The 22,971-nt window shown below is 69.5% G+C and carries 24 protein-coding genes; 5 read left to right on the forward strand and 19 right to left on the reverse strand.

The annotated features are described in order from the left end of the window. A partial coding sequence (gene malQ / locus F3J14_RS23745) for a 4-alpha-glucanotransferase (RefSeq protein ID WP_166725079.1) occupies window positions 1-1,730 on the forward strand: 1,730 nt, incomplete at its 5' end. Next, on the forward strand, window positions 1,727-4,501 hold the full coding sequence (treY, locus tag F3J14_RS23750; protein ID WP_166725080.1) for a malto-oligosyltrehalose synthase: 2,775 nt from the start codon (window positions 1,727-1,729) through the stop codon (window positions 4,499-4,501). The genes malQ and treY, both read left to right, overlap by 4 nt. Window positions 4,502-4,567: 66 nt before the next feature. Here treY and arsN2 read toward each other — a convergent pair whose 3' ends face one another. The 6 genes from arsN2 to F3J14_RS23780 all read right to left on the reverse strand — a co-directional run bounded on the left by arsN2 (window position 4,568) and on the right by F3J14_RS23780 (window position 8,235). Continuing rightward, window positions 4,568-4,996 carry an arsenic resistance N-acetyltransferase ArsN2 gene (gene arsN2 / locus F3J14_RS23755; protein ID WP_166725081.1) on the reverse strand — a complete coding sequence of 143 codons (429 nt, stop codon included), beginning with the start codon at window positions 4,994-4,996 and terminating at the stop codon, window positions 4,568-4,570. A 38-nt stretch (window positions 4,997-5,034) separates the two neighbouring features. Continuing rightward, a complete protein-coding gene (gene arsH / locus F3J14_RS23760) occupies window positions 5,035-5,757 on the reverse strand; it encodes an arsenical resistance protein ArsH (RefSeq protein WP_011660504.1) in 723 nt (240 codons plus the stop codon). A 20-nt stretch (window positions 5,758-5,777) separates the two neighbouring features. Beyond that, window positions 5,778-6,848 carry an ACR3 family arsenite efflux transporter gene (gene arsB, locus F3J14_RS23765; protein ID WP_166725082.1) on the reverse strand — a complete coding sequence of 357 codons (1,071 nt, stop codon included), beginning with the start codon at window positions 6,846-6,848 and terminating at the stop codon, window positions 5,778-5,780. 66 nt (window positions 6,849-6,914) lie between these two features. Then, the gene (locus F3J14_RS23770; protein WP_166725083.1) at window positions 6,915-7,409 is read right to left on the reverse strand and encodes an arsenate reductase ArsC; all 495 of its coding nucleotides are present in this window, start codon (window positions 7,407-7,409) and stop codon (window positions 6,915-6,917) included. 21 nt (window positions 7,410-7,430) lie between these two features. After that, window positions 7,431-7,766: a metalloregulator ArsR/SmtB family transcription factor gene (locus F3J14_RS23775; protein WP_166725084.1), complete on the reverse strand. Its 336-nt coding sequence runs from the start codon at window positions 7,764-7,766 to the stop codon at window positions 7,431-7,433. A 217-nt stretch (window positions 7,767-7,983) separates the two neighbouring features. Next, the gene (locus F3J14_RS23780; RefSeq protein WP_166725085.1) at window positions 7,984-8,235 is read right to left on the reverse strand and encodes a hypothetical protein; all 252 of its coding nucleotides are present in this window, start codon (window positions 8,233-8,235) and stop codon (window positions 7,984-7,986) included. Between the two features lie 127 nt (window positions 8,236-8,362). On the opposite strand from F3J14_RS23780, the gene F3J14_RS23785 reads away from it, so the two are divergent. Further along, entirely contained in the window at window positions 8,363-9,613 is a 1,251-nt protein-coding gene (locus tag F3J14_RS23785) for a phosphatidylserine decarboxylase family protein (RefSeq protein WP_166725086.1), read from the forward strand. Between the two features lie 55 nt (window positions 9,614-9,668). Here F3J14_RS23785 and F3J14_RS23790 read toward each other — a convergent pair whose 3' ends face one another. The 5 genes from F3J14_RS23790 to F3J14_RS23810 form a co-directional block, all read right to left on the reverse strand. Next, the gene (locus F3J14_RS23790) at window positions 9,669-9,878 is read right to left on the reverse strand and encodes a hypothetical protein (RefSeq protein ID WP_166725087.1); all 210 of its coding nucleotides are present in this window, start codon (window positions 9,876-9,878) and stop codon (window positions 9,669-9,671) included. A gap of 267 nt (window positions 9,879-10,145) precedes the next feature. Then, complete coding sequence (locus F3J14_RS23795) at window positions 10,146-10,487, reverse strand: DUF1488 domain-containing protein (RefSeq protein ID WP_166725088.1); 342 nt, start codon at window positions 10,485-10,487, stop codon at window positions 10,146-10,148. Window positions 10,488-10,490: 3 nt separating this feature from the next. Beyond that, complete coding sequence (locus tag F3J14_RS23800; RefSeq protein ID WP_166725089.1) at window positions 10,491-11,039, reverse strand: type 1 glutamine amidotransferase domain-containing protein; 549 nt, start codon at window positions 11,037-11,039, stop codon at window positions 10,491-10,493. 264 nt (window positions 11,040-11,303) lie between these two features. Then, window positions 11,304-11,669: a DUF3022 domain-containing protein gene (locus F3J14_RS23805; protein WP_166725090.1), complete on the reverse strand. Its 366-nt coding sequence runs from the start codon at window positions 11,667-11,669 to the stop codon at window positions 11,304-11,306. A gap of 91 nt (window positions 11,670-11,760) precedes the next feature. Continuing rightward, window positions 11,761-12,147 (reverse strand): hypothetical protein, encoded by a 387-nt coding sequence (locus F3J14_RS23810; protein ID WP_166725091.1) that lies wholly within the window; start codon window positions 12,145-12,147, stop codon window positions 11,761-11,763. Window positions 12,148-12,287: 140 nt separating this feature from the next. Here F3J14_RS23810 and F3J14_RS23815 point away from each other — a divergent pair, with 140 nt between their 5' ends. Together F3J14_RS23815 and F3J14_RS23820 are read left to right on the forward strand one after the other, a co-directional pair. Beyond that, complete coding sequence (locus F3J14_RS23815) at window positions 12,288-12,644, forward strand: DUF3175 domain-containing protein (protein ID WP_166725092.1); 357 nt, start codon at window positions 12,288-12,290, stop codon at window positions 12,642-12,644. A gap of 42 nt (window positions 12,645-12,686) precedes the next feature. Then, window positions 12,687-14,006 (forward strand): cation:proton antiporter, encoded by a 1,320-nt coding sequence (locus F3J14_RS23820; RefSeq protein ID WP_166725093.1) that lies wholly within the window; start codon window positions 12,687-12,689, stop codon window positions 14,004-14,006. A gap of 5 nt (window positions 14,007-14,011) precedes the next feature. On the opposite strand, the gene ligD is transcribed toward F3J14_RS23820, so the two are convergent. The 8 genes from ligD to F3J14_RS23860 all read right to left on the reverse strand — a co-directional run. Next, window positions 14,012-16,825 carry a DNA ligase D gene (gene ligD, locus F3J14_RS23825; RefSeq protein WP_166725094.1) on the reverse strand — a complete coding sequence of 938 codons (2,814 nt, stop codon included), beginning with the start codon at window positions 16,823-16,825 and terminating at the stop codon, window positions 14,012-14,014. A gap of 24 nt (window positions 16,826-16,849) precedes the next feature. Next, window positions 16,850-17,857: a Ku protein gene (locus F3J14_RS23830; RefSeq protein WP_166725095.1), complete on the reverse strand. Its 1,008-nt coding sequence runs from the start codon at window positions 17,855-17,857 to the stop codon at window positions 16,850-16,852. 57 nt (window positions 17,858-17,914) lie between these two features. Beyond that, entirely contained in the window at window positions 17,915-20,071 is a 2,157-nt protein-coding gene (gene katE, locus F3J14_RS23835) for a catalase HPII (RefSeq protein ID WP_348772014.1), read from the reverse strand. Window positions 20,072-20,176: 105 nt separating this feature from the next. Next, window positions 20,177-20,563, reverse strand: coding sequence for a DUF3022 domain-containing protein (locus F3J14_RS23840; RefSeq protein ID WP_166725097.1), 387 nt, complete (start codon window positions 20,561-20,563; stop codon window positions 20,177-20,179). Beyond that, window positions 20,560-20,721: a DUF1328 family protein gene (locus F3J14_RS23845; protein WP_006767422.1), complete on the reverse strand. Its 162-nt coding sequence runs from the start codon at window positions 20,719-20,721 to the stop codon at window positions 20,560-20,562. The genes F3J14_RS23840 and F3J14_RS23845 overlap by 4 nt, the downstream gene beginning before the upstream one ends. A gap of 54 nt (window positions 20,722-20,775) precedes the next feature. Continuing rightward, entirely contained in the window at window positions 20,776-20,958 is a 183-nt protein-coding gene (locus F3J14_RS23850; RefSeq protein WP_006753987.1) for a DUF3008 family protein, read from the reverse strand. Between the two features lie 69 nt (window positions 20,959-21,027). Then, window positions 21,028-22,467: an RNA polymerase factor sigma-54 gene (locus tag F3J14_RS23855; protein WP_166725098.1), complete on the reverse strand. Its 1,440-nt coding sequence runs from the start codon at window positions 22,465-22,467 to the stop codon at window positions 21,028-21,030. 296 nt (window positions 22,468-22,763) lie between these two features. Continuing rightward, on the reverse strand, window positions 22,764-22,971 hold a 208-nt coding region (locus F3J14_RS23860; protein ID WP_166725099.1), incomplete at its 5' end, for a hypothetical protein.

A 22,971-nucleotide genomic window follows, 5' to 3' on the forward strand; every position in this document is an offset into this window, starting at 1 on the left:
GCGCGGGCGACGACTGCGCGGGCGACTACACCGCGCTCGCGGGCCTCGCCGCGCACGCGGCACGGCACGGCGCCGACGCGGTCGCGATCAGCCCGACGCATGCCGGCTATCCGGCGCTGCCCGAGCACGACAGCCCGTATTCGCCGTCGTCGCGACGCTGGCACAACGTCGCGTATCTCGACTGCGATGCGGTACCGGGGGCCGATGTCGTGCGGCGCACGAACGGCGCGGCGGCGGACGTCGCACCCGCGCCGGATACGCCGCTGATCGACTGGCCGCAGGTGCTGCCGTTGAAACTGCGACGCCTGCGCGCATGCTTCGATGCGTGGCGTGCAAACGGCGAGCCCTCACGCGACGCGTTCGAGCAGTTTCGCGCGGCGGGCGGTGCGGCACTCGACGCGCATGCGCGCTTCGACGCGCTGCAGGCGTTCTGCATCGATCACGGGATCGGCGCGGACTGGCGCCAATGGCCCGCGCAGTGGCGGATGCCGGCCACGGCCGAGGTCGACGCATTCGCGCACGCCCATGCCGACGCGATTGCGTTCCACACGTTCCTGCAATGGTGCGCGTCGCGCGCGCTCGGGGATGCGCAGCAGGCGGCGCGCGATGCCGGGATGGCGGTCGGGCTGATCGCCGACCTCGCGGTCGGATCCGATCGCGCGGGCAGCGACGCGTGGGCGCACGGCACGACGCTGTTGCGCGGCGTGTCGGTCGGCGCACCGCCCGACCTGTTCAATGCGGACGGCCAGGCGTGGGGCGTGACGACGTGGACGCCTGCCGCGCTGCGCGCGAACGGCTTCACGCCGTTCATCGACCTGTTGCGCGCGGCCTTCGCCCATGCCGGCGGGATTCGCATCGATCATGTGCTCGGCTTCGCGCGGATGTGGATCGTGCCGGAAGGCGGATCGGCGCGCAACGGCGCGTACCTGCGTTATCCGCTCGACGATCTGGTGCGGCTCGTCGCGCTGGAGGCCGCGCGGCACCGGGCGGTGGCGATCGGCGAGGATCTGGGCACGGTGCCGGCGGGTTTTCGCGAGCGGCTCGGCGCGCAGGGCATCGCCGGGATGCGCGTGCTGTGGTTCGAACGCGACGCGGAGGGCGCGTTTCGGCCGCCGTCCGCGTGGGATCGCGACACGATCGCGATGACGTCGACGCATGACCTGCCGACCGTGGCCGGCTGGTGGCGGGGTGTCGATCTCGAATGGCGGCGGGTTGCGGCTGAGGCCGCTGCGGCGCCGGCCAAGCCGCACCATGCCGGTGGCGACGTCGGCCGCGCCGCGGCCGCACACGACACCGGCCACGACGCACGGATCGATCCGGTCCTGCGTAGCGATGCTCCCGCCCAGGATGACGGCCGCGACGCGCCACCCCCGGCTTCTTTCGACCTCCGCGCCGCCCAGGCCGAACGCGAAACCGACCGCGCGGCGCTGTGGCGCGCGTTGCAGCACGCGGCCTGCGCACCGGCCGGCGATCCGATCCCATCCGCCGACACGCCGCCCGTCGGCGCAGCGCTCGCGTACGTCGCGCGCAGTCCGTCGCCGCTCGCGATCGTGCCGCTCGAGGATCTGCTCGCGCTGGACGAGCAACCGAATCTCCCCGGCCCGCCGTGCGGCCATCCGAACTGGCTGCGCCGGCTGCCGCGCGCGGTCGACGCGCTGTTCGACGCCGACGCGCGCACACGCATCGCGGCGATCGAGCACGCACGCCAAGCCCCGGAGGACGACGCATGACGCCGCGCGCGACCCTGCGATTGCAACTGCACGCGGGCTTCACGTTCGACGACGCGGCCGTGCACGCCGACTATTTCGCGCGCCTCGGCGTGAGCCACCTGTACCTGTCGCCGATCACGACGGCCGAGCCCGGTTCGCTGCACGGCTACGATACCGTCGACCATCGCGCGATCAGCACGGCACTCGGCGGCGAAGCCGGCTTCCGGCGCCTCGTCGACACGCTGCGTGCGCGCGGCCTCGGCGTGATCGTCGACATCGTGCCGAACCACATGGGAGTCGGCGGCGCGTCGAACGGCTGGTGGAACGACGTGCTCGAATGGGGACCGGCGAGCCCGTACGCGCACTACTTCGACATCGACTGGCACCCGCCCGATGCGGCGCTCGACGGCAAGGTGCTGCTGCCCTGCCTCGGCGCGCCCTACGGCGACGCGCTCGCGGCCGGCGACATCACGCTCGGTGCCGATCCAGCGGCCGGGCGCTTCTTCATCACCTGCCCGGGCAGGCGGCTGCCGGTCGCCATCGCGACCTACGCGGAGATCCTGCGCATCGCGAACCGCGCGGACCTGAACGCGCTCGCCGAGCGTTTCGCCGCCGCGTCGGCGCGCGGCGGCCCGCACGTTGCGGCCGCGCACGCGGCGCTGCGCGACTACGCCGCCGCACAGGGTCCACATGCGTTCGATGCGATATTGCGCGGCGCCGACCCGCGCCGCGCACGCTCGCGCGCGTGCCTGCACCGCTTGCTCGAACGCCAGCACTACCGGCTCGCGTGGTGGCGCACGGCCGCCGACGAGCTGAACTGGCGGCGCTTCTTCGACATCGCGACGCTCGCGGCCGTGCGCGTCGAGGACGACGCGGTGTTCGACGCGGTGCACGCGCTGCCGTTGGGCCTCCATGCGGCCGGCTACATCGACGGCCTGCGCGTCGATCACGTCGACGGCCTCGCCGATCCGCGCGCGTACTGCCGGCGCCTGCATGCGCGGCTCGCCGCGCAGCGCGACGAGCGCCCGTATGTCGTCGTCGAGAAGATCCTCGCGCCGGGCGAGACACTGCGCGAAGACTGGCGCGTCGACGGCACGACCGGCTACGACTTCATGAACGACGTCGCCGCGCTGCTGCACGACCCGGCCGGCGCCGCGCCGCTCGCCGCGCACTGGGCGGCCGTGTCGGGGTCCGCGCGCTCGTTCGCGCAGGAAGCGGTGGCCGGCAAGCGGCGGGTGCTGATGCGGCAGCTCGCCGGCGAACACGCGCGCGTCGCGCGAGCCTTGCACCGCATCGCGCGTGCGGCGCCCGCGACGCGCGACGTCAGCCGGATCGCGATCCATCGCGTGCTGGGCGAACTGGCCGTGCATCTGCCCGTATACCGGATGTATCCCACGCCCGGCGATGAGCCCGCCGGCGCCGATGGTCGCGTGCTGGCACTCGCGTACGACGCGGCGTGCGCCGCGATCGATCCGTCCGACCGCTACGCGCTCGATCGCGTCGCCGGCTGGCTCGGGCTGCCGGGTATGCGCGTGCCGCGCGCGGATGCCGCGCTGCTGCACGCGGCGCGTGTCGCGTTCGCGCAGCTCACCGCGCCGCTCGCCGCGAAGGGCGTCGAGGATACGGCCAACTACCGGTACGGGCGATTGCTGTCGCGCAACGAGGTCGGCGCCGACGCGGGCGACTTCAGCCTGTCGCGCGGCGCGTTCCATGCGCGCAACCGGCGTCGCGCGCGCACCGTTCCCCATACGCTCATCGCGACCGCGACGCATGATCACAAGCGCGGCGAGGATGCGCGTGTGCGGCTCGCGGTGCTCAGCGAAATGCCCGACGCCTGGCGCGCGGTGTCGCTCGACTGGTCCGCGCTGAACCAGCCGCACCGCGGCGGCGCGCATCGCGATCTCGCGTGGGCGCCGGGGCCGGCCGCGGAAGCGATGCTGTACCAGACGCTCGTCGGCTGCTGGCCGCCGGGGCTCGCGCCCGACGATGCGACCGCGCTTGCCGCGCTGGCGGAGCGCGTGGTGCGCTGGCAGACGAAGGCATTGCGCGAAGCGAAACAGCATACGGACTGGCTCGCGCCGGACGCCGACTACGAGCGCGATTGCGAGCAGTTCGTGCGCGCGATCCTGACGCCGCACGGCGCGGGCGATTTCGTGCACCGGCTGCATGCGTTCGTCGCGCGCATCGCGCCGGCCGGCGTCGTCAACAGTCTCGCGCAGGCGGCGCTGCGACTGGCGTCGCCGGGCGTGCCCGATCTGTACCAGGGGACCGAGTCTTGGGATCACTCGCTCGTCGATCCGGACAACCGGCGCGACGTGCCGTTTGCCGCGCTCGCGGCCGAACGGGTCGACGAACCGGTCGCCGCGTATCTGCGGCACTGGCCCGATGCGCGCGTGAAGCGCGCGCTCGTCGAGCGGATGCTCGCGCTGCGCACGCGCTGGCCCGCGACGTTCGCGGAGGGCGCCTATGTGCCGCTGCGCGTGCGCGGCAGGCTCGGACGGCATGCGGTGGCGTTCGCCCGGTGCGACGAAAGCGCCACGATCGTGGTGATCGCCACGCGACTCGCGTGCGGATGGCTTGGCGAAGCGCCGGAATTGCCGCGCGTCGAGCCTCATGAATGGGGAGATACCGCCGTGGTGCTGCCGCGCGGCGCCAGCGAGCGGTGGATCGACTGGCTGAACGACGCAAGCGAAATCGAGGCGCCGGGCGGCATGATGCGGCTCGCTCGCTGTCTGGCGGCGTTGCCGGTTGCGGTGCTGGTGGCAGTCGATACGAAGCGCCGCGAGCCGTAATCGGTTTCGTGCAAAGGCGGCCGGCGCCCGGAGGTCCACCTTCACACGGCGGTCCCGCCTAACCGCTCAACACGCCAACAACATCGCCGTGGCCGTCTGCGGACACACGCCACGAAACTGGCTGGACGCCAGCAGCGGCCCCGGTACATCCTGACGGGCAACGGGCACGAAACCAAAGCCGGCGAAATAGTCCTCCGCGGTCGTCGTCAGCAGTCCGATAGACCGGACGGAGCGTGCTCGACACGCCGCGATCAGCCGCTCCACGATCGCGCTGCCGAGGTCGTTTCCGCGCGCGTGCGACACGATGGCAACCGACCGGATCAACGCGCAGTCTTCGTGGTATTCAATACCGCCGCATCCAATCAAGTCGGGCGGATTGGCAAGCACGACGAAGTTTCCCAGATGCTCCGCGACACCGGCAGTCGGCAGGTTCGAAGCGCGCAGCAATGCCTCGATCGAGGCCAGGTCGGATAACGCTGCCGAGCGAAGTTGCATGACATCGACTCCCGATTGGATTGACGGCACCTTGCCCCTCAGATCCCGCGCTGATTCACGCGCTTCGACAATTCCTCCGCGCTTTCCTTGCGCTCGCTGTACCGGTCGACCAGATACGGGCCGATGTCGCGCGTCAGCAGCGTGAACTTGACCAGCTCCTCCAGCACGTCGACGACCCGATCGTAATAGGCCGACGGCTTCATCCGCCCCGCTTCGTCGAATTCCATGAACGCCTTGGCCACCGACGACTGGTTCGGGATCGTCAGCATGCGCATCCAGCGCCCCAGCACGCGCATCTGGTTCACCGCGTTGAACGACTGCGAGCCGCCGCTGACCTGCATCACCGCGAGCGTCTTGCCCTGGGTCGGCCGCACGGCGCCGACCGACAGCGGAATCCAGTCGATCTGCGACTTCATGATGCCCGTCATCGCGCCGTGTCGTTCCGGCGAGCACCACACCATCCCTTCCGACCACATCACCAGTTCGCGAAGTTCGACGACTTTCGGATGGCTCTCCGGCGCATCGTCGGGCAGCGGCAGGCCGCTCGGATTGAACACGCGCACCTCCGCGCCCATCGCCGTGAGCAGGCGCTCGGCTTCCTCGACCAGCAGGCGGCTGAACGAACGCTCGCGCAGCGAACCGTACAGCAGCAGGAAACGCGGCGGATGGGTGGACGGCGACGCCGGCCGCAAGCGGCTCGCGTCCGGCACCTGGAACAAAGCGGGATCGAGTTGCGGCAGGTCGGTCAGTCGGTCGGTCATGGATGGATTCCGGAGTTGGCTCAAACGCGCTCGTACCAGCCCTTCGACCGGTTCACGATGCGCACCACCAGCAGCATGACCGGCACCTCGATCAACACGCCGACGACGGTCGCCAGCGCCGCCCCGGAGTGAAAACCGAACAGGCTGATCGCGGCCGCGACGGCGAGTTCGAAGAAATTGGATGCGCCGATCAGCGCGGACGGGCACGCGACGTTGTGCTTCTCGCCCACCGCGCGGTTGAGCCAGTACGCGAGCGCCGCGTTGAAGAACACCTGGATCAGGATCGGCACCGCGAGCAACGCGATCACCAGCGGCTGCTTGAGGATCGCTTCGCCCTGGAACGCGAACAGCAACACGAGGGTGGCGAGCAGCGCGGCGATCGACCACGGGCCGATCCTCGCCATCGCGGCATCGAACGCGGCCTGCCCGTTCGTCAGCAGCCGCTTGCGCCAAAGCTGCGCGAGGATCACCGGAATCACGATATAGAGCACCACCGACGTGAGCAGCGTCGCCCACGGCACGGTAATCGCGGACATCCCCAGCAGCAGCCCGACCAGCGGCGCGAACGCGATCACCATGATGCTGTCGTTCAGCGCGACCTGCGACAGCGTGAATAGCGGATCGCCGCCCGTGAGCCGGCTCCACACGAACACCATCGCCGTGCACGGCGCGGCGGCCAGCAGGATCAGGCCGGCGATGTAGCTGTCGAGCTGGTCCGCCGGCAGCATCGGCGCGAACAGTTGCCGCACGAACAGCCAGCCGAGGAAAGCCATCGAGAACGGCTTGACGAGCCAGTTCACGGCGAGCGTGACGCCGATCCCCCTCACATGCCGGCGCACTTCATGCAGCGCGCCGAAGTCCACCTTCACGAGCATCGGCACGATCATCACCCAGATCAGCAGCCCGACCGGCAGGTTGACCTGCGCGTACTCGATGCGGCCGATCCGCTGGAACAGGCCGGGCAGCAGCTGGCCGAGCGCGATGCCGGCGACGATGCACAGCGCGACCCACAGCGTCAGGTAGCGTTCGAAGAAGTTGATCGCGGGCCTGACGGCGGCATTGCGAGGCGGGATGACGTTGGACGTGTTCATCGGACGTGACTCGGGGTGAAGAAAGGCGCGCGGCATGCAGGTTCATGCATGCCGCCGGACGACCGCTCAGTTTTGCGCAATGGCGGTCAATGCCGCCTGGAGTTCGGCGTTGCTCATGCGCTCGAGCGGCAGCGCCAGCAGTTGCAGCATCCGGTAGCCGAGCGCCTCGCGCGTCAGTTCGAACGCGAGCCGCTTGCCTGCATCGCCGCCCGCCGCGTTCGACGGATCGGCGTAGCCCCAATGCACTTTCACCGGGCTGCCGGGCCAGTACGGGCAAGCCTCCGCGGCCGCGCTGTCGCATACGGTGATGACGATGCGCATTTCCGGCGCGTTGTCTCCGACGAATTCGTCCCAGCTCTTGCTGCGGTATCCGCTGACGTCGACGCCGGCGCGCGTCAGCGCGTCCGGCGCGAACGGATTGAGGCGGCCGCTCGGCGCACTGCCGGCGCTGTAGGCGCGCACGTCGCGGCCGAGCTTCGCGGCCCAGTGATTGAGCATGCCCTCCGCGAGCACGCTGCGCGCAGAGTTGTGGGTACAGAGGATCAGGACGTTGGTGGTCATCGGCGGGGCGTGAACGGGTGCTTAGGTCGCGTCGGAGCAGGCGGGCGAACAGGCGGAAACCGGCGAGCACGGATTGCCGCCGCAGCAGTTCTCGGTGAGGTAGCTGACGAGCCCGTTCATCGTCGCGAAGTTCGCGCAATAGAACACGAAGCGGCCTTCCTGGCGGCTCGTGACGAGCTGCGCGTGAGCCAGTTCCTTCAGATGAAACGACAGCGACGACGGCGGCACGTCGAGCAGCGTCGCGATTTGCCCGGCCGGCAAGCCGGACGGGCCGGCCTGCACGAGCGCGCGGAAGATGGCGAGGCGGGATTCGTGGGCGAGCGCCGAGAGCGCGGCAATGGTCTGGTTCGTTTCCATGTTTCGATAATACTCGAAATATGGAAACAATGGAACTTCATCGCTTGCTCACTGCGTCGGGAGCCTCGGGACGGAGACGCACGGGCCGCTCGTGATTCCTTGCAGGCGCCGGAAAGGAACACACCCAGGCATCGCAAAAAGGCGTCGGGCGTTGCCGGAATCGGGCGACTGAGTCGCCGGCACCGCACCGATTTCCGGCCCGGCGCCCGTTACATCATCACGACCACTCTTCCGGCGGCATCTCTCCGCGGTCGTCTTCCCACAGCGGCTTGGCCGTCGCGTCATTCCCGCTCGTCGCTATCGGCCCGTTTCCGCCGCCGCGCTCGCTGCGACGCTTGACGTCACGCGACGTCGCCGCGCGCACCCGCGCCCGCGTGCGGGTCGGCGTCACGGTCCGCTGCTCGCCACCGCGGCGCTCGCCGGTCGAAGCCGCGTCGTTGGTCTGTCGTCCATTCGAATCCGCGCTCATGTTTGCCCTCCTGTGGCATCGAAAGAAACTGTCGGCCGAGCGCCGCAATTTCGGTGCCGCGCGTCGGGCAAGCGCCTTGCTATTCCTTGGTATCCGTTTCGTACCCCAACCCGCGCCGGAGTTAAACATGCCGACAGACCGCAGCACGCCACCGGCCACACGCCATCGCCTGGGCGGATGGATGGCCCGCGAGGAAGCGCACATGGCCGCATATCGCGAAAAAATTGCGGGCGAAGCGCGCGCGCATGCTGGCCAACGGCTGCGCACGCCGGCCGTGCAGGAACTCGCGCGCCTGTTCGACGACAATGCCGTGCTGCGCATGAGCCTCACGCGTGCGATCGACGAGGCGCTGGAATCGGGTCGCAAGCTCGGCTACGCGTCGATCGGCGAGTTGATGACCGTGATCGACCATCTGATGACCTACACGCCGCCGTTCAGCGAATCGAGCCTGATCGTGTGCCCGCTGAACGCGTTCCTCGACTGGCCGATGTGCATGCCGTCGGGCCACGCGGTGTTTCGCGACGCGGCGGTCAACGCGCACCTGAAGCAGGTATTGAACGTGTGGTGCGACTTCCTCGGCGGCCCGCATTCGTGCGCGCATCTCGACACGTCGGCGCCCGACGGCTGGTTCTGCGACGAAGCGCGCGAGCGGCTGGGCCTGTCGCAGTTCCAGTACCAGGAAGATCAGCCGCACTGGGGCTTCGCTTCGTGGAACGACTTCTTCACGCGCCGGTTTCGCGCGGATGCGCGGCCCGTCGCGGCGCCGGGCGATCCGCACGTGATCGTCAGCGCATGCGAGGCCCAGCCGTATCACACCGCGTCCAACCTGAAGATCCGCGACACGTTCTGGATCAAGGGGCAGCCGTATTCGCTGCGCGACATCTTCACGCCGGCGCGGCTGCCGCTCGCCGAACGCTTCGTCGGCGGCGATCTTTATCAAGCGTATCTGAGCGCGTACAACTATCACCGCTGGCACGCGCCGGTGCGCGGCACCGTCACGCATGCGTACCGGGTCGACGGCACCTACTATTCGGTCGCGGAAGCCGAAGGCCCGGATCCGGCCGGGCTCAACGACTCGCAGGGCTACATGACGGCGGTCGCCGCGCGCGCGGTAATCGCGATCGACTGCGACGATCCGGGGATCGGCACCGTGGTGGGTGTGTTCGTCGGGATGGGCGACGTGTCGTCGTGCGTGATCGAGGTCGTGCCGGGGCAGCGCATCGACAAGGGCGACGAGATCGGCTATTTCCAGTACGGCGGCTCGACCTACTGCCTGCTGTTCGAACCCGGCGTGATCGACCACTTCCTGTACGCGCCGCCGTTCGACGACGATTCGCCGGTCGTGCAGGTCAATGCGTCGGTCGCGATCACGCGCTGAACCGAGTGCGGGCCGGCGCGGGATCGCGATTGAGCGATCGCGTTACATGATTGCATCACACGTCGGCGCCGCCGTGCCGTTGCATGCACTGCACGATCGACAACCCGTCGGCGGTCAGCGCGGGACGGCTCGCGCCCGACGCGTCGCGACGTATCTCGATCAACTGTTGTTCGACCAGCGCGACGACGTCGTCGCGGTCGCTCTGGATCTGTTCCGGTGCGCGGTACACCAGGAACAGCGCGGCAAATTCATGGGCTGTCAGCATATTTGTCTCCCCCTTGTACAGCTTCGTGCGATGCAGCGGCGCATCGCGTCGGCGCGGGCGCGCATTGGGCGCCCACAACGGAAGCTACATGCAGGGAGCGTGCCAGTATGTGGGACGCAGCCGCCCCGCGCGGGCCCTCCACGCGGCGCGATGTGTCCCCGCGAACTGCGTGACGGCCGCTGCAAAGTTTTCAACCGCATGTAACGGAGTGGCAACGGCGGCGCGACGGGTCGCTCCATGCGGCGCGCCCAAGCTGCGCCGTGCGGCTCACGATTTCCGCGAGCGGGCCATGCCGGCGCGTGCCGTATTGCCCGCCGCCTTGTCTTGCACGCGGAAGTAGCCGCTGTGCAGCTCGGCGCCGCCCTTGCCGTCGGCGAGCACTTCCGCGCACGCGGCTTCGATGCGCGCACGGCCGCGTTCGAACGCGTCGCGCAGGTCGGCTTCGAGCGCGGAGCGCGCGCCGAAATGATCCTCGAGCGCTTCGACCGTGATCGCGCAGATTTGCGGCTTCCCGTCGACCTCGACGACGAAGCGCATCTGCAGCACCGCGCCGTCGAACTCCGGCGGCGCGTCGGTCAGTGTCACGCGGTGAACGGAATCGGTCGGCATCACTCACGCTCCTCGCGACGCGAGGGACTGCACCAGCGCGCCGTTGAATGCGGGCAGGTCGGCGGGCTTGCGGCTCGTGATCAGGTTGCCGTCACGCACGACCTCCTGGTCGACCCACTTGCCGCCCGCGTTGCGGATGTCGTCCTGCAGGCTCGGCCAACTCGTCATCGTGCGGCCGTCGACCAGCCCCGACGACACGAGCAGCCAGCCGCCATGGCAGATCGCCGCGATCGGCTTGCCCGCGCCGACGGCCGCGGTCACGAATTCGCGCGCGGCCGGCAGCATCCGGATCGCGTCGCCGTTGACGACGCCGCCCGGCAGCACGACCGCGTCGTAATCGCCGATGCGCGCATCGTCGAACGTGCGGTCGACCTTCACGCGATCGCCCTTGTCGACGTGCCTGAGCCCCTGGATCTCACCGGGCTTCTGCGAGATCACGTCGACCTGCGCGCCTTCCGCCTCCAGCGCGCGCTGCGGTTCGACGAGCTCGGCTTCCTCGAAGCCGTCAACCGCGAGTATCGCTACCTTGCAATGGTCCAGCTTGCCGGTCATGGAATGCTCCCTGTTGTGTTGCGGCACCGGTGGTGCCATGCCCGTGGCGTAGCAAGCGGCGTGCCGCCTCCCCGTTGGTGCAGACCGTAGCCACAGTTCCGGCGGGGCACGACCCCGGTATCGGCCAACCACGGCCCCAGGTATGCGGCCGGTGGGTACGCGCGGTTCGCCGCACGTCGGGCGTCTGCAAAGATTTCAACGGAATATGTAACGCGACCGCACGGGGGCGGGATCGCCTTTCGGGCGACGCGGCGCGCGCCGCGCTCATTGCAAGTGACGCGCGGCGTCGAGCATCGCGTCGGTCAGCTCGACCGTCACCGTCAGGTCCTCGGTGTCCTCCGGCAGCGACTCGAGCGTGGCCTGCACGCTGTCGTGCAGCATCGCGTGCACGCGCATCCGTGCGCCGTCGTCGAGGTCCGCGTAGCGCGCCATCGTGTCGCAGTCGAGCGCGAGCACGACCGAGTGCCGCGCGATGCCCTGCGGTGCATGGGGGGCGAGCGCCCACGCCGCATGAAACGTGATCCTGCCGGTCTCGACGTCGAGGTTCACCCCCGTATCGAGATCGTCGTTCTCGACCTCATCGGGGTCGAGGTCGCTTGCGTCGAACGAAGTCCGGTAATTCGATTGCATGATGTCCTCCTGCGTGGTGGCGGCGTGACGGCCGCGTGGCCGCCGGCCGCCATCGCGCCGCGTCGGCCGGGCCGGCGCGACACCGTGATCGTCAGTAACCGCTGGAACCCGCGCCGCCGGTGCCGCCCGCGCCACCGCTGCCGCTGCTGCCGCCGGCCGCGCCGCCTCCCGTGCTGCCGCTACCGCCGGTCCCGGCGCCGCTCGGGCCGCCCGGCTTGGTCCGCACGGGCGGACGGACGTGCGAAGCGCCGCGCGGCCCCTGCATGCGGGTCGCCGGCGCCGCGGTATTGCCGCTCGACATGCCGCCCGTTCCCTGGGCCGACGTGTCGTCCGGCGGCGACAGGATGGGCGCGCCGGTGCCCTCGCCGGGACGTTGCGAATTCTGTGCCCATGCGGCCGGCGCCGCGCCGAGGAGCGCGACGGCCGCGCAGGCGACGATCCGGCGCGCGGCAGCTTTCGATTCGGATGCTGGTTTCATGGAGCGTTCTCCGTCAATGGAATCGCTGGTCGTGGAATGTCCTACCCATGCGATTCAGCAAGGCCCGTGCCGGCCAGCGGGGCCGGCACGCGGCTTGCGGCCCCGTCACGCGTCATCCCGATCCCGTACGGAGCCCTGCCATGCCTTCAGCTTCTGCCTCTCATCCGCACGGCAAACGCGCGACACGCCGTCCGGGGCGCACCCGCAGCAACGCTTCGCATCCCCGCAAGCGCTGGTCCGCGGACGTCATGCAAAAAAGCGATGCGCTCGACATCGAGCCCGAGATCTTCAAGTCAGACGATCCGGGCGAGATCGCCGCGTCCCTCAAGCGCTCGGCCGAACATAGCCGCCGCCGCAAGGCCACGCCATTCCAGTCGGCGATGTCGATGCTGAACTTCTACGTGAACCGCGCGGGCCGCAACCTGCCGAAAACGCGCCGCACGACGCTCGAACGCGCGAAGCGCAAACTGCGCGAGGCGTTCGGCCGCAAGCCGTGACGGCACGCGCCTGCTTCGTATCGACCTGCTGCGCTGGCTCGCATGCATGAAACGCTGTGGTATCTGATCATCGGCGCGGTGCTGATGGCCATGGGTGTCGCGACCTCGGCGCTGCGCCGTCTGCCGTGCAGCACCGCGATGATCTATCTCGCGCTCGGCGTCGCGCTCGGTCCGTCCGGCGTCGGGCTCCTCCACCTGGACATCGAGCGCGACGCGCGGCTGCTGCGCGAAATCGTCGAGGTCGCGCTGCTGGTGTCGCTGTTCGCGATCGGGCTGCGGCTGCGCGTGCCGCTGTCCGACAAGCTGTGGCTCGTGCCGTGCCGGCTCGGCCTGCTCGCGATGCTCGTCACCGTGCCGCTGCTCGCCGGCTGCGCGGTGCTGACGCTCGGCCTCGGCTGGGGCCCCGCGCTGCTGCTCGCGGCGATCCTCGCGCCGACCGACCCGGTGCTCGCGCACGACGTGCAGGTGCACGATCCCGGCGACCGCGATCTGGTGCGCTTCGCGCTGTCCGGCGAAGGCGGGATGAACGACGGGATCGCGCTACCGTTCGCGCTCGCGGGCCTCGCGCTGTGCGGCGTGCCCGATACGCCGCACGGGCCGCCGCCGTTGTCCGGCACGTTCGCACTGGCCGCGCTGTGGGGCATCGCGGGCGCGGCCGCGATCGGCGGCCTGCTCGGCGCGGCAACGACCAAGGCGATCGGCCGGCTGCGCACCCGCTATGCGCAGGCGCTCGGCTTCGAAGGCTTCTTCGCGCTCGCGCTGATCGTGCTGTCGTTCGGCGCCGCGCAGTTCGCGCATACGTTCGGCTTCATCGCGACGTTCGCCGCGGGCGTCGCGATGCGCCGCATCGAGCATCGTGCGAGCGGCGACCGCCCGCCGCGCGAAGTGATCGGCCAGGTCGATTCGGAGGACGTGAGCGCGACCGAGAAACATCCGGAGAAAGTCCACGCATTCATGGCCGAATCGGTGCTCGATTTCACGATCGAGCTCGAGCGCATCGCCGAGGCGCTCGTGATGACGATGATCGGCAGCGTGCTCGGCACGCTGTCAGCCCCGCTCGTCACGTGGGGCGCGATTGCGCTGGCGGTGGTGCTGTTCGTCGCCGTGCGGCCGTTCGCGGTGCTGCTGACGCTCACCGGTTCGCACGCGACGCTTGCCCAGCGGCGGCTGATGGCCTGGTTCGGGATACGCGGGATCGGCTCGTTCTACTACCTGCTGTTCGCGCTCGAACACGGGCCATCCAGCACGGTGAGGCCGCTCGCGGCGCCGGTGCTCGCCGTCGTGGTGGCGTCGGTGATCGCGCACGGAATTTCCGCGACGCCGCTGATGGATTGGTACTACCGCCTGCAGCACCGGCGCTGACGGCGTCACGACGTGCCGAGCCGCGCGCGCATTTGTGCGGTGATCCGCTGGCGCGTGTCGTCATAGCCGTCCCACGGATCGCGCTTCAGTCGATCGAGGCGCTCGTGCAGCGTGTCGATCGTCCATTGCGCGCCGCCCGTCGTGTCGGGCACCTCGTCCCAGCGCAGCGGCACCGACACGCCCAGCCCGGGCCGCGCGCGCACCGAATACGCGGCGATGGTGCTCGCGCCGCGGCCGTTGCGCAGGTAGTCGATGAAGATCTTGCCGCGCCGATGCTTCGGCCCCATCGTCGCGGTGAAGCGATCGGGCAACGCACTCGCGACGTGCTGCGCGACTGCACGCGAGAAGTCCTTCACTTCGTCCCATCCCATGTGCCGCGTGATCGGCACGACGACGTGCAGCCCCTTGCCGCCGCTCGTCTTGCAGAACGACGCGAGACCCAGTTCGTCGAGCAGCCCGCGCACGAGCTGCGCGGCGTCGATCATGGCGCTCCACGGCAGCGCCGGATCGGGATCGAGGTCGAAGACGATCCGGTCGGGCCGCTCGATGTTGGACGCGTGCGCATTCCACGTATGCAGCTCGATCGTGCCCATCTGCGCGGCGCCGAGCAGCGCATCGACGCTGTCGAGCGACAGCAGCGGGCCGTGGCCCGGATCGAGGCCCTCGTGCTGCGTGACGAACGGGATCTCGCGGCGCTCCGCGTGCTTCTGGAAGAACAGCTCGCCCGCGATGTCGCCCGGCGCGCGCACGAGCGACACGGGCCGGCCCTTCAGGTCCGGCAGCAGCCACGGCGCGACCCATTGCCAGTAGCGCGCCAGATCGATCTTGCGCGTGCCGCTGTGCGGATCGAGCACCCGATCGGGATGGGTGATGCGTACGCGGCCGAGCTGGTCGGGGCCGGTATCGTCGGCCGCGGCGCGACGGGATCCGCGTGAGCGCGCGGGGTGCTTGCCGTCGCTCGTGTCGCTGGAGTCGTTCGTGTCGCGCTCGGCGTGCGACGCGCGCCCGGGCTTGTGTCTTTCGTGCTGCGTGGTTTGACGCTGATCCATCTGCACCTCCGTTTCCGTATGCTTCGGCACTTCACGGACGATCCGTGCCGCCGGCTTGTCCTCGCGCAGCGCGATGAACGCCGCCTGCCGCACGATGCCGTCGCCGGTCCATTCCGCGAATTCGCATTCGGCGACGAGCGTCGGCTCGATCCAGTGCACGCGCGTGCGCGTGCGTTCGCGCGGCGGCGGATCGAACGGCATCGTGTCGCGCTCGTGCTTGCGCAGGATGGGGGTAAGCCGGTCGAGCATCCGCGTGTCGAAGCCGGTGCCGACGCGGCCGACGTAGCGCAGCGGCCCCGGCCCGCGCCGCCGCTTGCCGTCCGCGGCCGGTTCGTGCACGCCGAGCAGCAGCGCGCCGAAGCCGTGCCGGCTGCCCGACGGCTCGGTATAGCCGCCGATCACGAACTCCTGCCGGCGCCGGCACTTGAGCTTGATCCACGCGGGCGAACGTCCGGCGCGATAGCGTGACTCGGCGCGCTTGCCGATCAGCCCTTCGAGGCCGGTGTCGCATGCGCTCGCGATCAGCGATGCGACGTCGTCGCCGAGATCGGGCGAAAAGCGCAGCCGCGTGGGGTCGCTGTCGGCGAGCAGCGGTTCGAGCAACGCGCGGCGCGCGGTGAGCGGCGCGTCGCGCAGGTCGTACCCGTCGAGATAAGGCAAGTCGAACACGAACAGCGTGATCTCGGCCGAATGCCCGCCGCCGAATGCGTTCTGCAATGCCTGGAAATCGGGCAGGCCGTTCTTGCCGAGCACGACGGCCTCGCCGTCGAGCCACGCGGCGTCGACGTCGAGCGCCGCGAGCGCGTCGCGTTGCGCGCGCAGTTTCGCGGTCCAGTCGCGGCCTTCGCGCGTCATCAGCTTCACATGCCGGCGCGCGCCCTTGCCGGAAATGCGCGCAAGGATCCGATAGCCGTCGAACTTCAGTTCATAGCACCAGTCGCCCTGCGTCGGCGGACCGTCGACCAGCGTCGCGAGCTGCGGCGTGACGTGCTCGGGCAGCGGCGCGCGCACCGCGCCTTCGATCCGGGAAGGATCGGCGGGCGGGCCGGCGTGGTCATCGTGGCCGCGGTCGTCATGCCGCGCGGCGCGTGTGCCGGGCTTCTCGCGCTGCCCTCTTCGCGTCCCGCGCGCGCGAGTCGCGCCGTCCTTAGCCTCCGCACGCGCCGCAGCCGCGCCTTCGTGCACACTCCCCGGCCGCTCGCCGACGACGTCGAATTCATCCATGCTGCGCGCGTCGTCGTCGCGCTCCTTGATCAGCAGCCACTGCTCCTGGCGCCCCTGCTGCCGGCCGCTGCGCACGAGCGCCCAGCCGCCGTGCAGCTTTTCACCGTCGAGCCGGAACGTCAGCTTGCCCGCGCGATAGCCGTCGCGGGCCTGCGCGAGCCCGCCATCGGGCGTCCACGTGCCTTCATCCCATACGACGACCGAGCCCGCACCGTAATGGCCCTCCGGAATCTGGCCTTCGAACGACGCGTATTCGAGCGGATGGTCCTCGACGTGCACGGCGAGGCGCTTCACCGACGGATCGAAGCTCGGCCCCTTCGGTACGGCCCATGACTTCAGCGTGCCGTCGAGTTCGAGCCGGAAGTCGTAGTGCAGTCGCCGTGCGTGGTGCTCCTGGATCACGAAGCGCAGCGGGTGAGCGCCCCGTGCGCGCGTGCGCGCGGCGGGCTTCGCATCCGCCTTCGCACGGCGACCGTGCGCGCCTTCGGGTTCCGGTGTCGCGCCGAAGTGGCGCTTGCGCCGATACGGATCGAGCTTGCCGGCCATCGCATCACCTCGCGTCGTGCGGCATCATGCGGCGTGCTTGCGGCGCGCAGCGGTTTTCTTCGCCGCAGGCTCGCCCGTCGCGGCGCGTTTCGCGGCCGGCCGCTTCGCCGCGGTCTTCGCGGCCGCGCCTTTCGACGCGGATTTCGCGGCCGGCTTGCGACGTGTGCCCGTGGGCGCCGACGTCTCGGCTTCCTGTTCTCCGCGTTCGTCGCGCAAGTCCGCCGCACGCGCGCCGCCGCCTCCCTTCAGGCTGCGCTTGAGCAGCTCGGTCAGGTCGACCACGTTGGTCGCGGCGCGGCCCGTCTGCGGGGGCCGCTCCTCGATCTCCTCGATCTTGCCCGAGCGCACCTTGCGCTCGACCAGTTCGAGGATGTCGTCGCGAAACGTGTCGTGATACTCGTCGGGCGTCCACTTGCCCGCCATGTCGTCGATCAGCTTCTTCGCCATCGCCAGCTCGCGCGCGGTCACGCCCGCGTGCTTCGCGTCGTCCGTCGGCACCGACAGTTCGTCGAGCGGGCGCAGCTCCTCCTGCCAGCGCAACGTGTCGAGCGCGAGCAGCGGCCCGACCGGAATCAGCGCGCCGAGATGCTGGCGGTCGCGCATCACGACGAGCGCGATGCCGATCTTGCCGCTGTCCTTCAGCGCGTCGCGCAGCAGCGCATAGACCTTCTCGCCCTTGCGGTCCGGCACGAGGTAGTACGGCGTGTCGAGATACAGGAACGACACCGCGTCCGCGTCGACGAAGGTGAGAATGTCGACCGTCTGCGTCGATTCGGGGTTCGCCGCGCGAATCTCGTCGTCGGTCAGCACAACGTAGCGCTCCTTCTCGTACTCGTAGCCGCGCACGATGTCCTCGCGCGTGACCTCCTTGCCGGTGCGCTTGTTGATCTGCCGATAGCCGACCGGATCCATCGAGCGCTTGTCGAGCAACCGGAACGACGGCTTCACGGTGCGTGTCGCCGGGAACAGCTGCACGGGCACGTGAACGAGCCCGAAACTGATCGCGCCTTTCCATATCATCCGCGGTGCCATGCCTGTCCTCCTTGCCGCAACCGCGCCCGCCCCCGAAGGAGCAGGCGCCGTGCGACGCTATGCCGGCAGCTCGGCCGCCTGCTGCTCGCGCGACCAGACCCGATGCCGGCCGATCTCGTCCGAAAACGTGCGAAGCAGCGTGTCGAGATCGGCCGCTTGCGCGACGCACACGCCCTCGGCCGGGTCCGGCAGGTGCGCGGCGCTCAACAACTGACGCCCGGAGCCGACCGCCGCGATCGGCTTCAGGTGCTTGAACGCCTCGCGCACGAAGTGCCGCGCGTCGGCACTGTGCGCGAGATTTCGACCGTCGCCGTCGCCGCCGCACACGAACACCGCGTCGAACATCACCGACGGCATCCCGGCGAGCGTCGCCTGCGGCACGATGCTGCCGATCGGCGCGAGGGTCGGCGCGACGATCGTCGGCACCGCACCCGCGGCCGTCAGCGCACCGCGCACCTGCTCGACCAGCGTCTGGCTCACGCCGGGCGTCGCGATCAGCGCGATCTTGCGCGAGCGGATATCGGGTTTCGACCGGCCGATCAGGCTCAACGACGGCGCGCGCTGCTTGACGACCGGCGTCGTGGCCGTTTGCGGAACCGGCAACCCGAGCCGTTCGGCGACCTGCGCGGCCAGCCCCGCGTCGAACCGCGCGATGATCTCGTTGACCACGCGTTCGCGAATCTCCGGCTTGGTCACCTTGCCGAGCTCGAAGCAGTACGCGTCGCGGATATGCCGCTGCTCGATCTCGGTCATGCTCTGGTAGAACAGCGCCGCCTGCGAGAAATGATCGGCGAACGTTTCGCTGCGCACGCGCACCTTGTCGCCTTGGAGCGGTTCGTGCACGGTCTCGAAGCCGCCGCCGGACGGCGCGGGCGGCGTCTCGCGCGGCCAGCCGCCGTTCAGCGAATTCGGCTCGTACGACGCCTGCCCGACCGCGATCGTCTGCCGGTGCAGCGCATCGCGCTGGTTGTTGGCGAACGGGCACAGCGGCCGGTTGATCGGAATCTCGTGAAAGTTCGGGCCGCCGAGCCGGCTCAGCTGCGTGTCGGTGTACGAGAACAGGCGCCCCTGCAGCAGCGGATCGTTCGTGAAGTCGATGCCGGGCACCACGTGCCCCGGATGAAACGCGACCTGCTCGGTCTCCGCGAAGAAGTTGTCCGGGTTGCGGTTCAGCGTCATGCGGCCGATCGGCCGCACCGGCACGAGTTCTTCCGGCACCAGCTTGGTCGGGTCGAGCAGGTCGAAGCCGAACGTGTGCGCGTCGGCGGGATCGATCAACTGCACGCCGAGCTCGAACTCCGGATAGTCGCCGCGCTCGATCGCCATCCACAGGTCGCGCCGGTTGAAATCGGGGTCGTGGCCGGCGATGCGCTGCGCTTCATCCCACAGCAGCGAATACGCGCCGCTCACGGGCCGCCAGTGGAACTTCACGAAATGCTCGGCGCCGGCCGCGTTCACGAAGCGGAACGTGTGCACGCCGAAACCGTCCATCGCGCGAAAGCTTGCGGGCAGCGCGCGGTCGGACATCAACCACAGCACCGTATGCGTGGTTTCGGGCACGAGCGATACGAAATCCCAGAACGTGTCGTGCGCGGACGCGCCGGTCGGCATCTCGTTCGGCGCCTCGGGCTTCACCGCATGCACGAAGTCGGGAAACTTGATCGCGTCCTGGATGAAGAAGACCGGCATGTTGTTGCCGACCAGGTCGTAGTTGCCCTCTTCGGTATAGAACTTCACCGCGAAGCCGCGCACGTCGCGCACCGTGTCGGCCGAGCCGCGCGGGCCCTGCACGGTGGAAAAGCGCACGTACACGGGCGTTTCGGCGGCCGGGTCCTGCAGGAACGCGGCCTTCGTATAGTCGGCCATCGGCTCGTAGACGCGAAACACGCCGTGCGCGGCCGAGCCGCGCGCGTGCACGACCCGTTCGGGAATCCGTTCGTGATCGAAGTGCGTGATCTTCTCGCGCATGATGAAGTCTTCGAGCAGCGACGGGCCGCGCGCACCGGCGCGCAGCGTGTTCTGGTTGTCGGCGATCCGCACGCCCTGGTTGGTGCGCAGCGCCTGGCCGTCGGGCCGCAGCCGATTCTCGTCGAGCTGGCGCGATTTCGCGCTGTCGGGTTGCTGCGGGTTGGGCGGCGGATTGCCGGATTGCGGGGGATTCGTCATGCGCGCGTCCTCGTCTCGTTCGGTTCGATGAAGGGCGGCGGCGTGCACGACCGCGTAGCGGCGCACACGGCTGCCGGCACGGAAAACGGGCGAGCCGCGCGGTGTATGCCGCGGCGGCCGCCTGCGGTGTCGCTGCAGGCTGCGGCGCCTGCGTCAGGGCGCGCGCAACGCGCTATCGAGTTCGTCGCGCGTCACGTCGAGTTCGACGTTGCATTCGATCTCGGCGTCCTCGACACGCGGCTTTTGTTCGTCCACTGCGCGCCGCGCGAGGTCGCACAGCCGGGTGCGCACGCGCAGCCGGTCGTCGGCGCCGAGCGACGCATAGCGCGTGAGCACGTCGGGATCGAAGCGCAGGTCGACCACGCAGCGCCACTGACGCGCGTTTTCATCGGCCGGCAGCCGCACCCATGACACCTGAATCGTCAGTCGGCCCGATGCGTCGTCCGTATGCACGACGAGGGTCGACTCCGATGGAAAGCCGTTCGCGAGCGCAGTCTCGAGTTCCGCGATGCGCTGCGAACGGTCGGGGGTGGCCGTCATCGGCGTACGACCCCCAGCAGCAACGTGACCAGGAAGATCACGACGAAGATGTAGAACAGGATCTTCGCGATCTCGGCCGCACCGGCCGCGATGCCGCCGAAGCCGAACACGGCCGCGATGATCGCGATGATGAAGAAGATGATGGCATATCTCAGCATGAATTCCTCCTGGAGTCCTGAAGAACGACGATCGTCGGCGCGCGTCGTCGCCGATCAATGCTTGTGTTTGGGTTTGCCGTGGACCGGCGTCGACGCCATTTTCTCGAGCTCCTTCTCGCTCATCGACTTGGCCATCGACTTTGACGGCGCCTTCAGGTCCTTCATTTTCGTGTCACCGCGCTTGGCCGACAGGGCGGCCCCCGCCGCGCGCTGCTGGGCCTGGGATTTGGCTGGCATGATTTCCTCCTTTCGGTGGCGCGCGCGACGATCGCAATTCGCGGGCCGCGCGCAGTTCGGACGGTATCGTCAGGCGGCGTCGCGCCGACGCAGTTCGGCCGGCGGGATCTTCATGGCCTGGCGATACTTGGTCACCGTACGACGCGCAAGAAGGATGCCGCGTCCCGCGAGGTTCTGCGCGAGCGCGACATCGGACAGCGGGTCGGTATGGCGCTCGGCCGCGATCATGTCGCGGATCAGCACCTTCGCGGCCGACGCCGAGCACACGCCCTTGCCGGCCGCTTCCAGCTTGCGCGGGAAGAAGTGCTTGAACTCGAACGTGCCGTGCGGCGTGGCCATGTACTTGTTGCCCGTCGCGCGCGACACGGTCGATTCGTGCAGGTCGAGCTCTTCCGCGATGTCGCGCAGCACGAGCGGCTTCATCGCGATCTCGCCGTAGCGGAAGAAGTCGCGCTGCCGCGCGACGATGCATTCGCCCACGCGCTGGATCGTGTCGAAGCGCTTCTGCACGTTGCGGATCAGCCAGCGCGCTTCCTGCAATTGCTGGCCGAGCGGCGAATCGCGCTCGCCGCTCGACTGCGCGAACAGCGTCGCATAGCGTTCGTGCAGCCGCGCGCGCGGCAGCACGGCCGGATTGATCGTCACGATCCATTCGTCGCGCACCTGGCGCACGATCACGTCGGGCACCACATAGTCGCCGCGTGTGCTGCCGTAGTGATTGCCGGGGCGCGGATCGAGCCCGCGGACCAGTGCGCACGCTGCCTGCATCGTCGCCTGGTTACAGCCGACGCGCCGCTGGATCTCGGCGGTCTCGCGCCGGGCGAGCCGTTCAAGATGTTCGCGCGCGATCACCTTCGCTTCCGCGAGCGCCGGCGTGCCGGCGGGAATCGCGTCGAGCTGCAGCAGCAGGCATTCGGACAGCGAGCGTGCGGCGATCCCCGGGCGGTCGAGCATCTGCACGAGCCGCAATCCGACCGTGAGATCCTGTTCGGACAGCAGCAGCGCGGGATCGGCCGCGACCAGCAGCTCGGACAGTTCCTGACGCAGGTAGCCGTCCTCGTCGAGGGCGTCGATCACGATGCGCGCGGCCTCGCGGTCACGCCGGTTCAGCGGATAGAGACGCAGCGCGTCGTGCAGTTGCTGATGCAGCGACGGCTCGGCGGCCATCCACTCGCCGGGCGACAGGTCGCTCACGTCGTCGCCCTGCCGGCCCGTGGTGCGCGGCGCCGGGGCGGCCGTGTACGACACGTCGCTGTCGGGCGGACGCACGTCATCGCCCTCGGGCACGGGCTCGGGCGCGGCGGCTTCGACCGGATGTTCGGGCGCGTCGGCCTCGGCGGCGGCTTCGTCGTCGCCCTGGCCATCTTCGAGAAACGGATTCGAGTCGAGCGCCTGCCGCAATTCCTGCTGGAATTCGAGCGAAGACAGCTGCAGCAGACGCAGTGATTGCTGCAGCCTCGGGGTGAGTGCCAGATGCTGTCGCATCTGGAGCGCAAGCGTGACGGACATCGATGCCCCTCCTGACTGTGTGCGAAATTCACGTGCAGGGATCCATGCAGCTTCCATGCCAGGACGGGGAACCGCCGTCCGGCGCGGCTTTCGGCGGTGCGCACCCCTCGATCCGGCGGCCTCGAAGCCGCTTTTTTACAAGCGCCGGGAAGTTAGGGGGCACGAAATTCGCGCCGGGCGCGCGCAGGCCGGAATGCATGGACGGCCATCGCGTCCTTCACCGCTTCGTCGCTCGCCAGCCTCCCATTCGCCACCGGTCCGTACCCGGCGATGCGTGCCGCGGCGGGTCCGTCGGCTCAGTACTGCATCGGCGGCGGCGTGCCCGGCAGCGGCCGGTCGCCCGCCACGCCGTTCGGCCCCGGCTGCGGCACATCGACCGCCGCGCCTCCGGTCGCGCCCGGAGGCATCGTGTTGTGCGGCGACGGACGCGTGTCGTAGCGCGTATTCGCGTCGGGCATGGTCGTGGTCGGCGACGCGCCCCGAGCGCCCGGCGGCGCCGGCGGT

The organism is Burkholderia sp. Tr-862 (assembly GCF_011753085.1).
GTDB classification, from domain to species: Bacteria; Pseudomonadota; Gammaproteobacteria; order Burkholderiales; family Burkholderiaceae; genus Burkholderia; species Burkholderia ambifaria.

Bases quoted from the DNA above. Each gene is read 5' to 3' on its own strand.
- treY (WP_166725080.1), top strand. From the start codon at position 1,727: ATGACGCCGCGCGCGACCCTGCGATTGCAACTGCACGCGGGCTTCACG.
- arsN2 (WP_166725081.1), bottom strand. From the start codon at position 4,996: ATGCAACTTCGCTCGGCAGCGTTATCCGACCTGGCCTCGATCGAGGCA.
- arsH (WP_011660504.1), bottom strand. From the start codon at position 5,757: ATGACCGACCGACTGACCGACCTGCCGCAACTCGATCCCGCTTTGTTC.
- arsB (WP_166725082.1), bottom strand. From the start codon at position 6,848: ATGAACACGTCCAACGTCATCCCGCCTCGCAATGCCGCCGTCAGGCCC.
- F3J14_RS23770 (WP_166725083.1), bottom strand. From the start codon at position 7,409: ATGACCACCAACGTCCTGATCCTCTGTACCCACAACTCTGCGCGCAGC.
- F3J14_RS23775 (WP_166725084.1), bottom strand. From the start codon at position 7,766: ATGGAAACGAACCAGACCATTGCCGCGCTCTCGGCGCTCGCCCACGAA.
- F3J14_RS23780 (WP_166725085.1), bottom strand. From the start codon at position 8,235: ATGAGCGCGGATTCGAATGGACGACAGACCAACGACGCGGCTTCGACC.
- F3J14_RS23785 (WP_166725086.1), top strand. From the start codon at position 8,363: ATGCCGACAGACCGCAGCACGCCACCGGCCACACGCCATCGCCTGGGC.
- F3J14_RS23790 (WP_166725087.1), bottom strand. From the start codon at position 9,878: ATGCTGACAGCCCATGAATTTGCCGCGCTGTTCCTGGTGTACCGCGCA.
- F3J14_RS23795 (WP_166725088.1), bottom strand. From the start codon at position 10,487: ATGCCGACCGATTCCGTTCACCGCGTGACACTGACCGACGCGCCGCCG.
- F3J14_RS23800 (WP_166725089.1), bottom strand. From the start codon at position 11,039: ATGACCGGCAAGCTGGACCATTGCAAGGTAGCGATACTCGCGGTTGAC.
- F3J14_RS23805 (WP_166725090.1), bottom strand. From the start codon at position 11,669: ATGCAATCGAATTACCGGACTTCGTTCGACGCAAGCGACCTCGACCCC.
- F3J14_RS23810 (WP_166725091.1), bottom strand. From the start codon at position 12,147: ATGAAACCAGCATCCGAATCGAAAGCTGCCGCGCGCCGGATCGTCGCC.
- F3J14_RS23815 (WP_166725092.1), top strand. From the start codon at position 12,288: ATGCCTTCAGCTTCTGCCTCTCATCCGCACGGCAAACGCGCGACACGC.
- F3J14_RS23820 (WP_166725093.1), top strand. From the start codon at position 12,687: ATGCATGAAACGCTGTGGTATCTGATCATCGGCGCGGTGCTGATGGCC.
- ligD (WP_166725094.1), bottom strand. From the start codon at position 16,825: ATGGCCGGCAAGCTCGATCCGTATCGGCGCAAGCGCCACTTCGGCGCG.
- F3J14_RS23830 (WP_166725095.1), bottom strand. From the start codon at position 17,857: ATGGCACCGCGGATGATATGGAAAGGCGCGATCAGTTTCGGGCTCGTT.
- F3J14_RS23840 (WP_166725097.1), bottom strand. From the start codon at position 20,563: ATGACGGCCACCCCCGACCGTTCGCAGCGCATCGCGGAACTCGAGACT.
- F3J14_RS23845 (WP_006767422.1), bottom strand. From the start codon at position 20,721: ATGCTGAGATATGCCATCATCTTCTTCATCATCGCGATCATCGCGGCC.
- F3J14_RS23850 (WP_006753987.1), bottom strand. From the start codon at position 20,958: ATGCCAGCCAAATCCCAGGCCCAGCAGCGCGCGGCGGGGGCCGCCCTG.
- F3J14_RS23855 (WP_166725098.1), bottom strand. From the start codon at position 22,467: ATGTCCGTCACGCTTGCGCTCCAGATGCGACAGCATCTGGCACTCACC.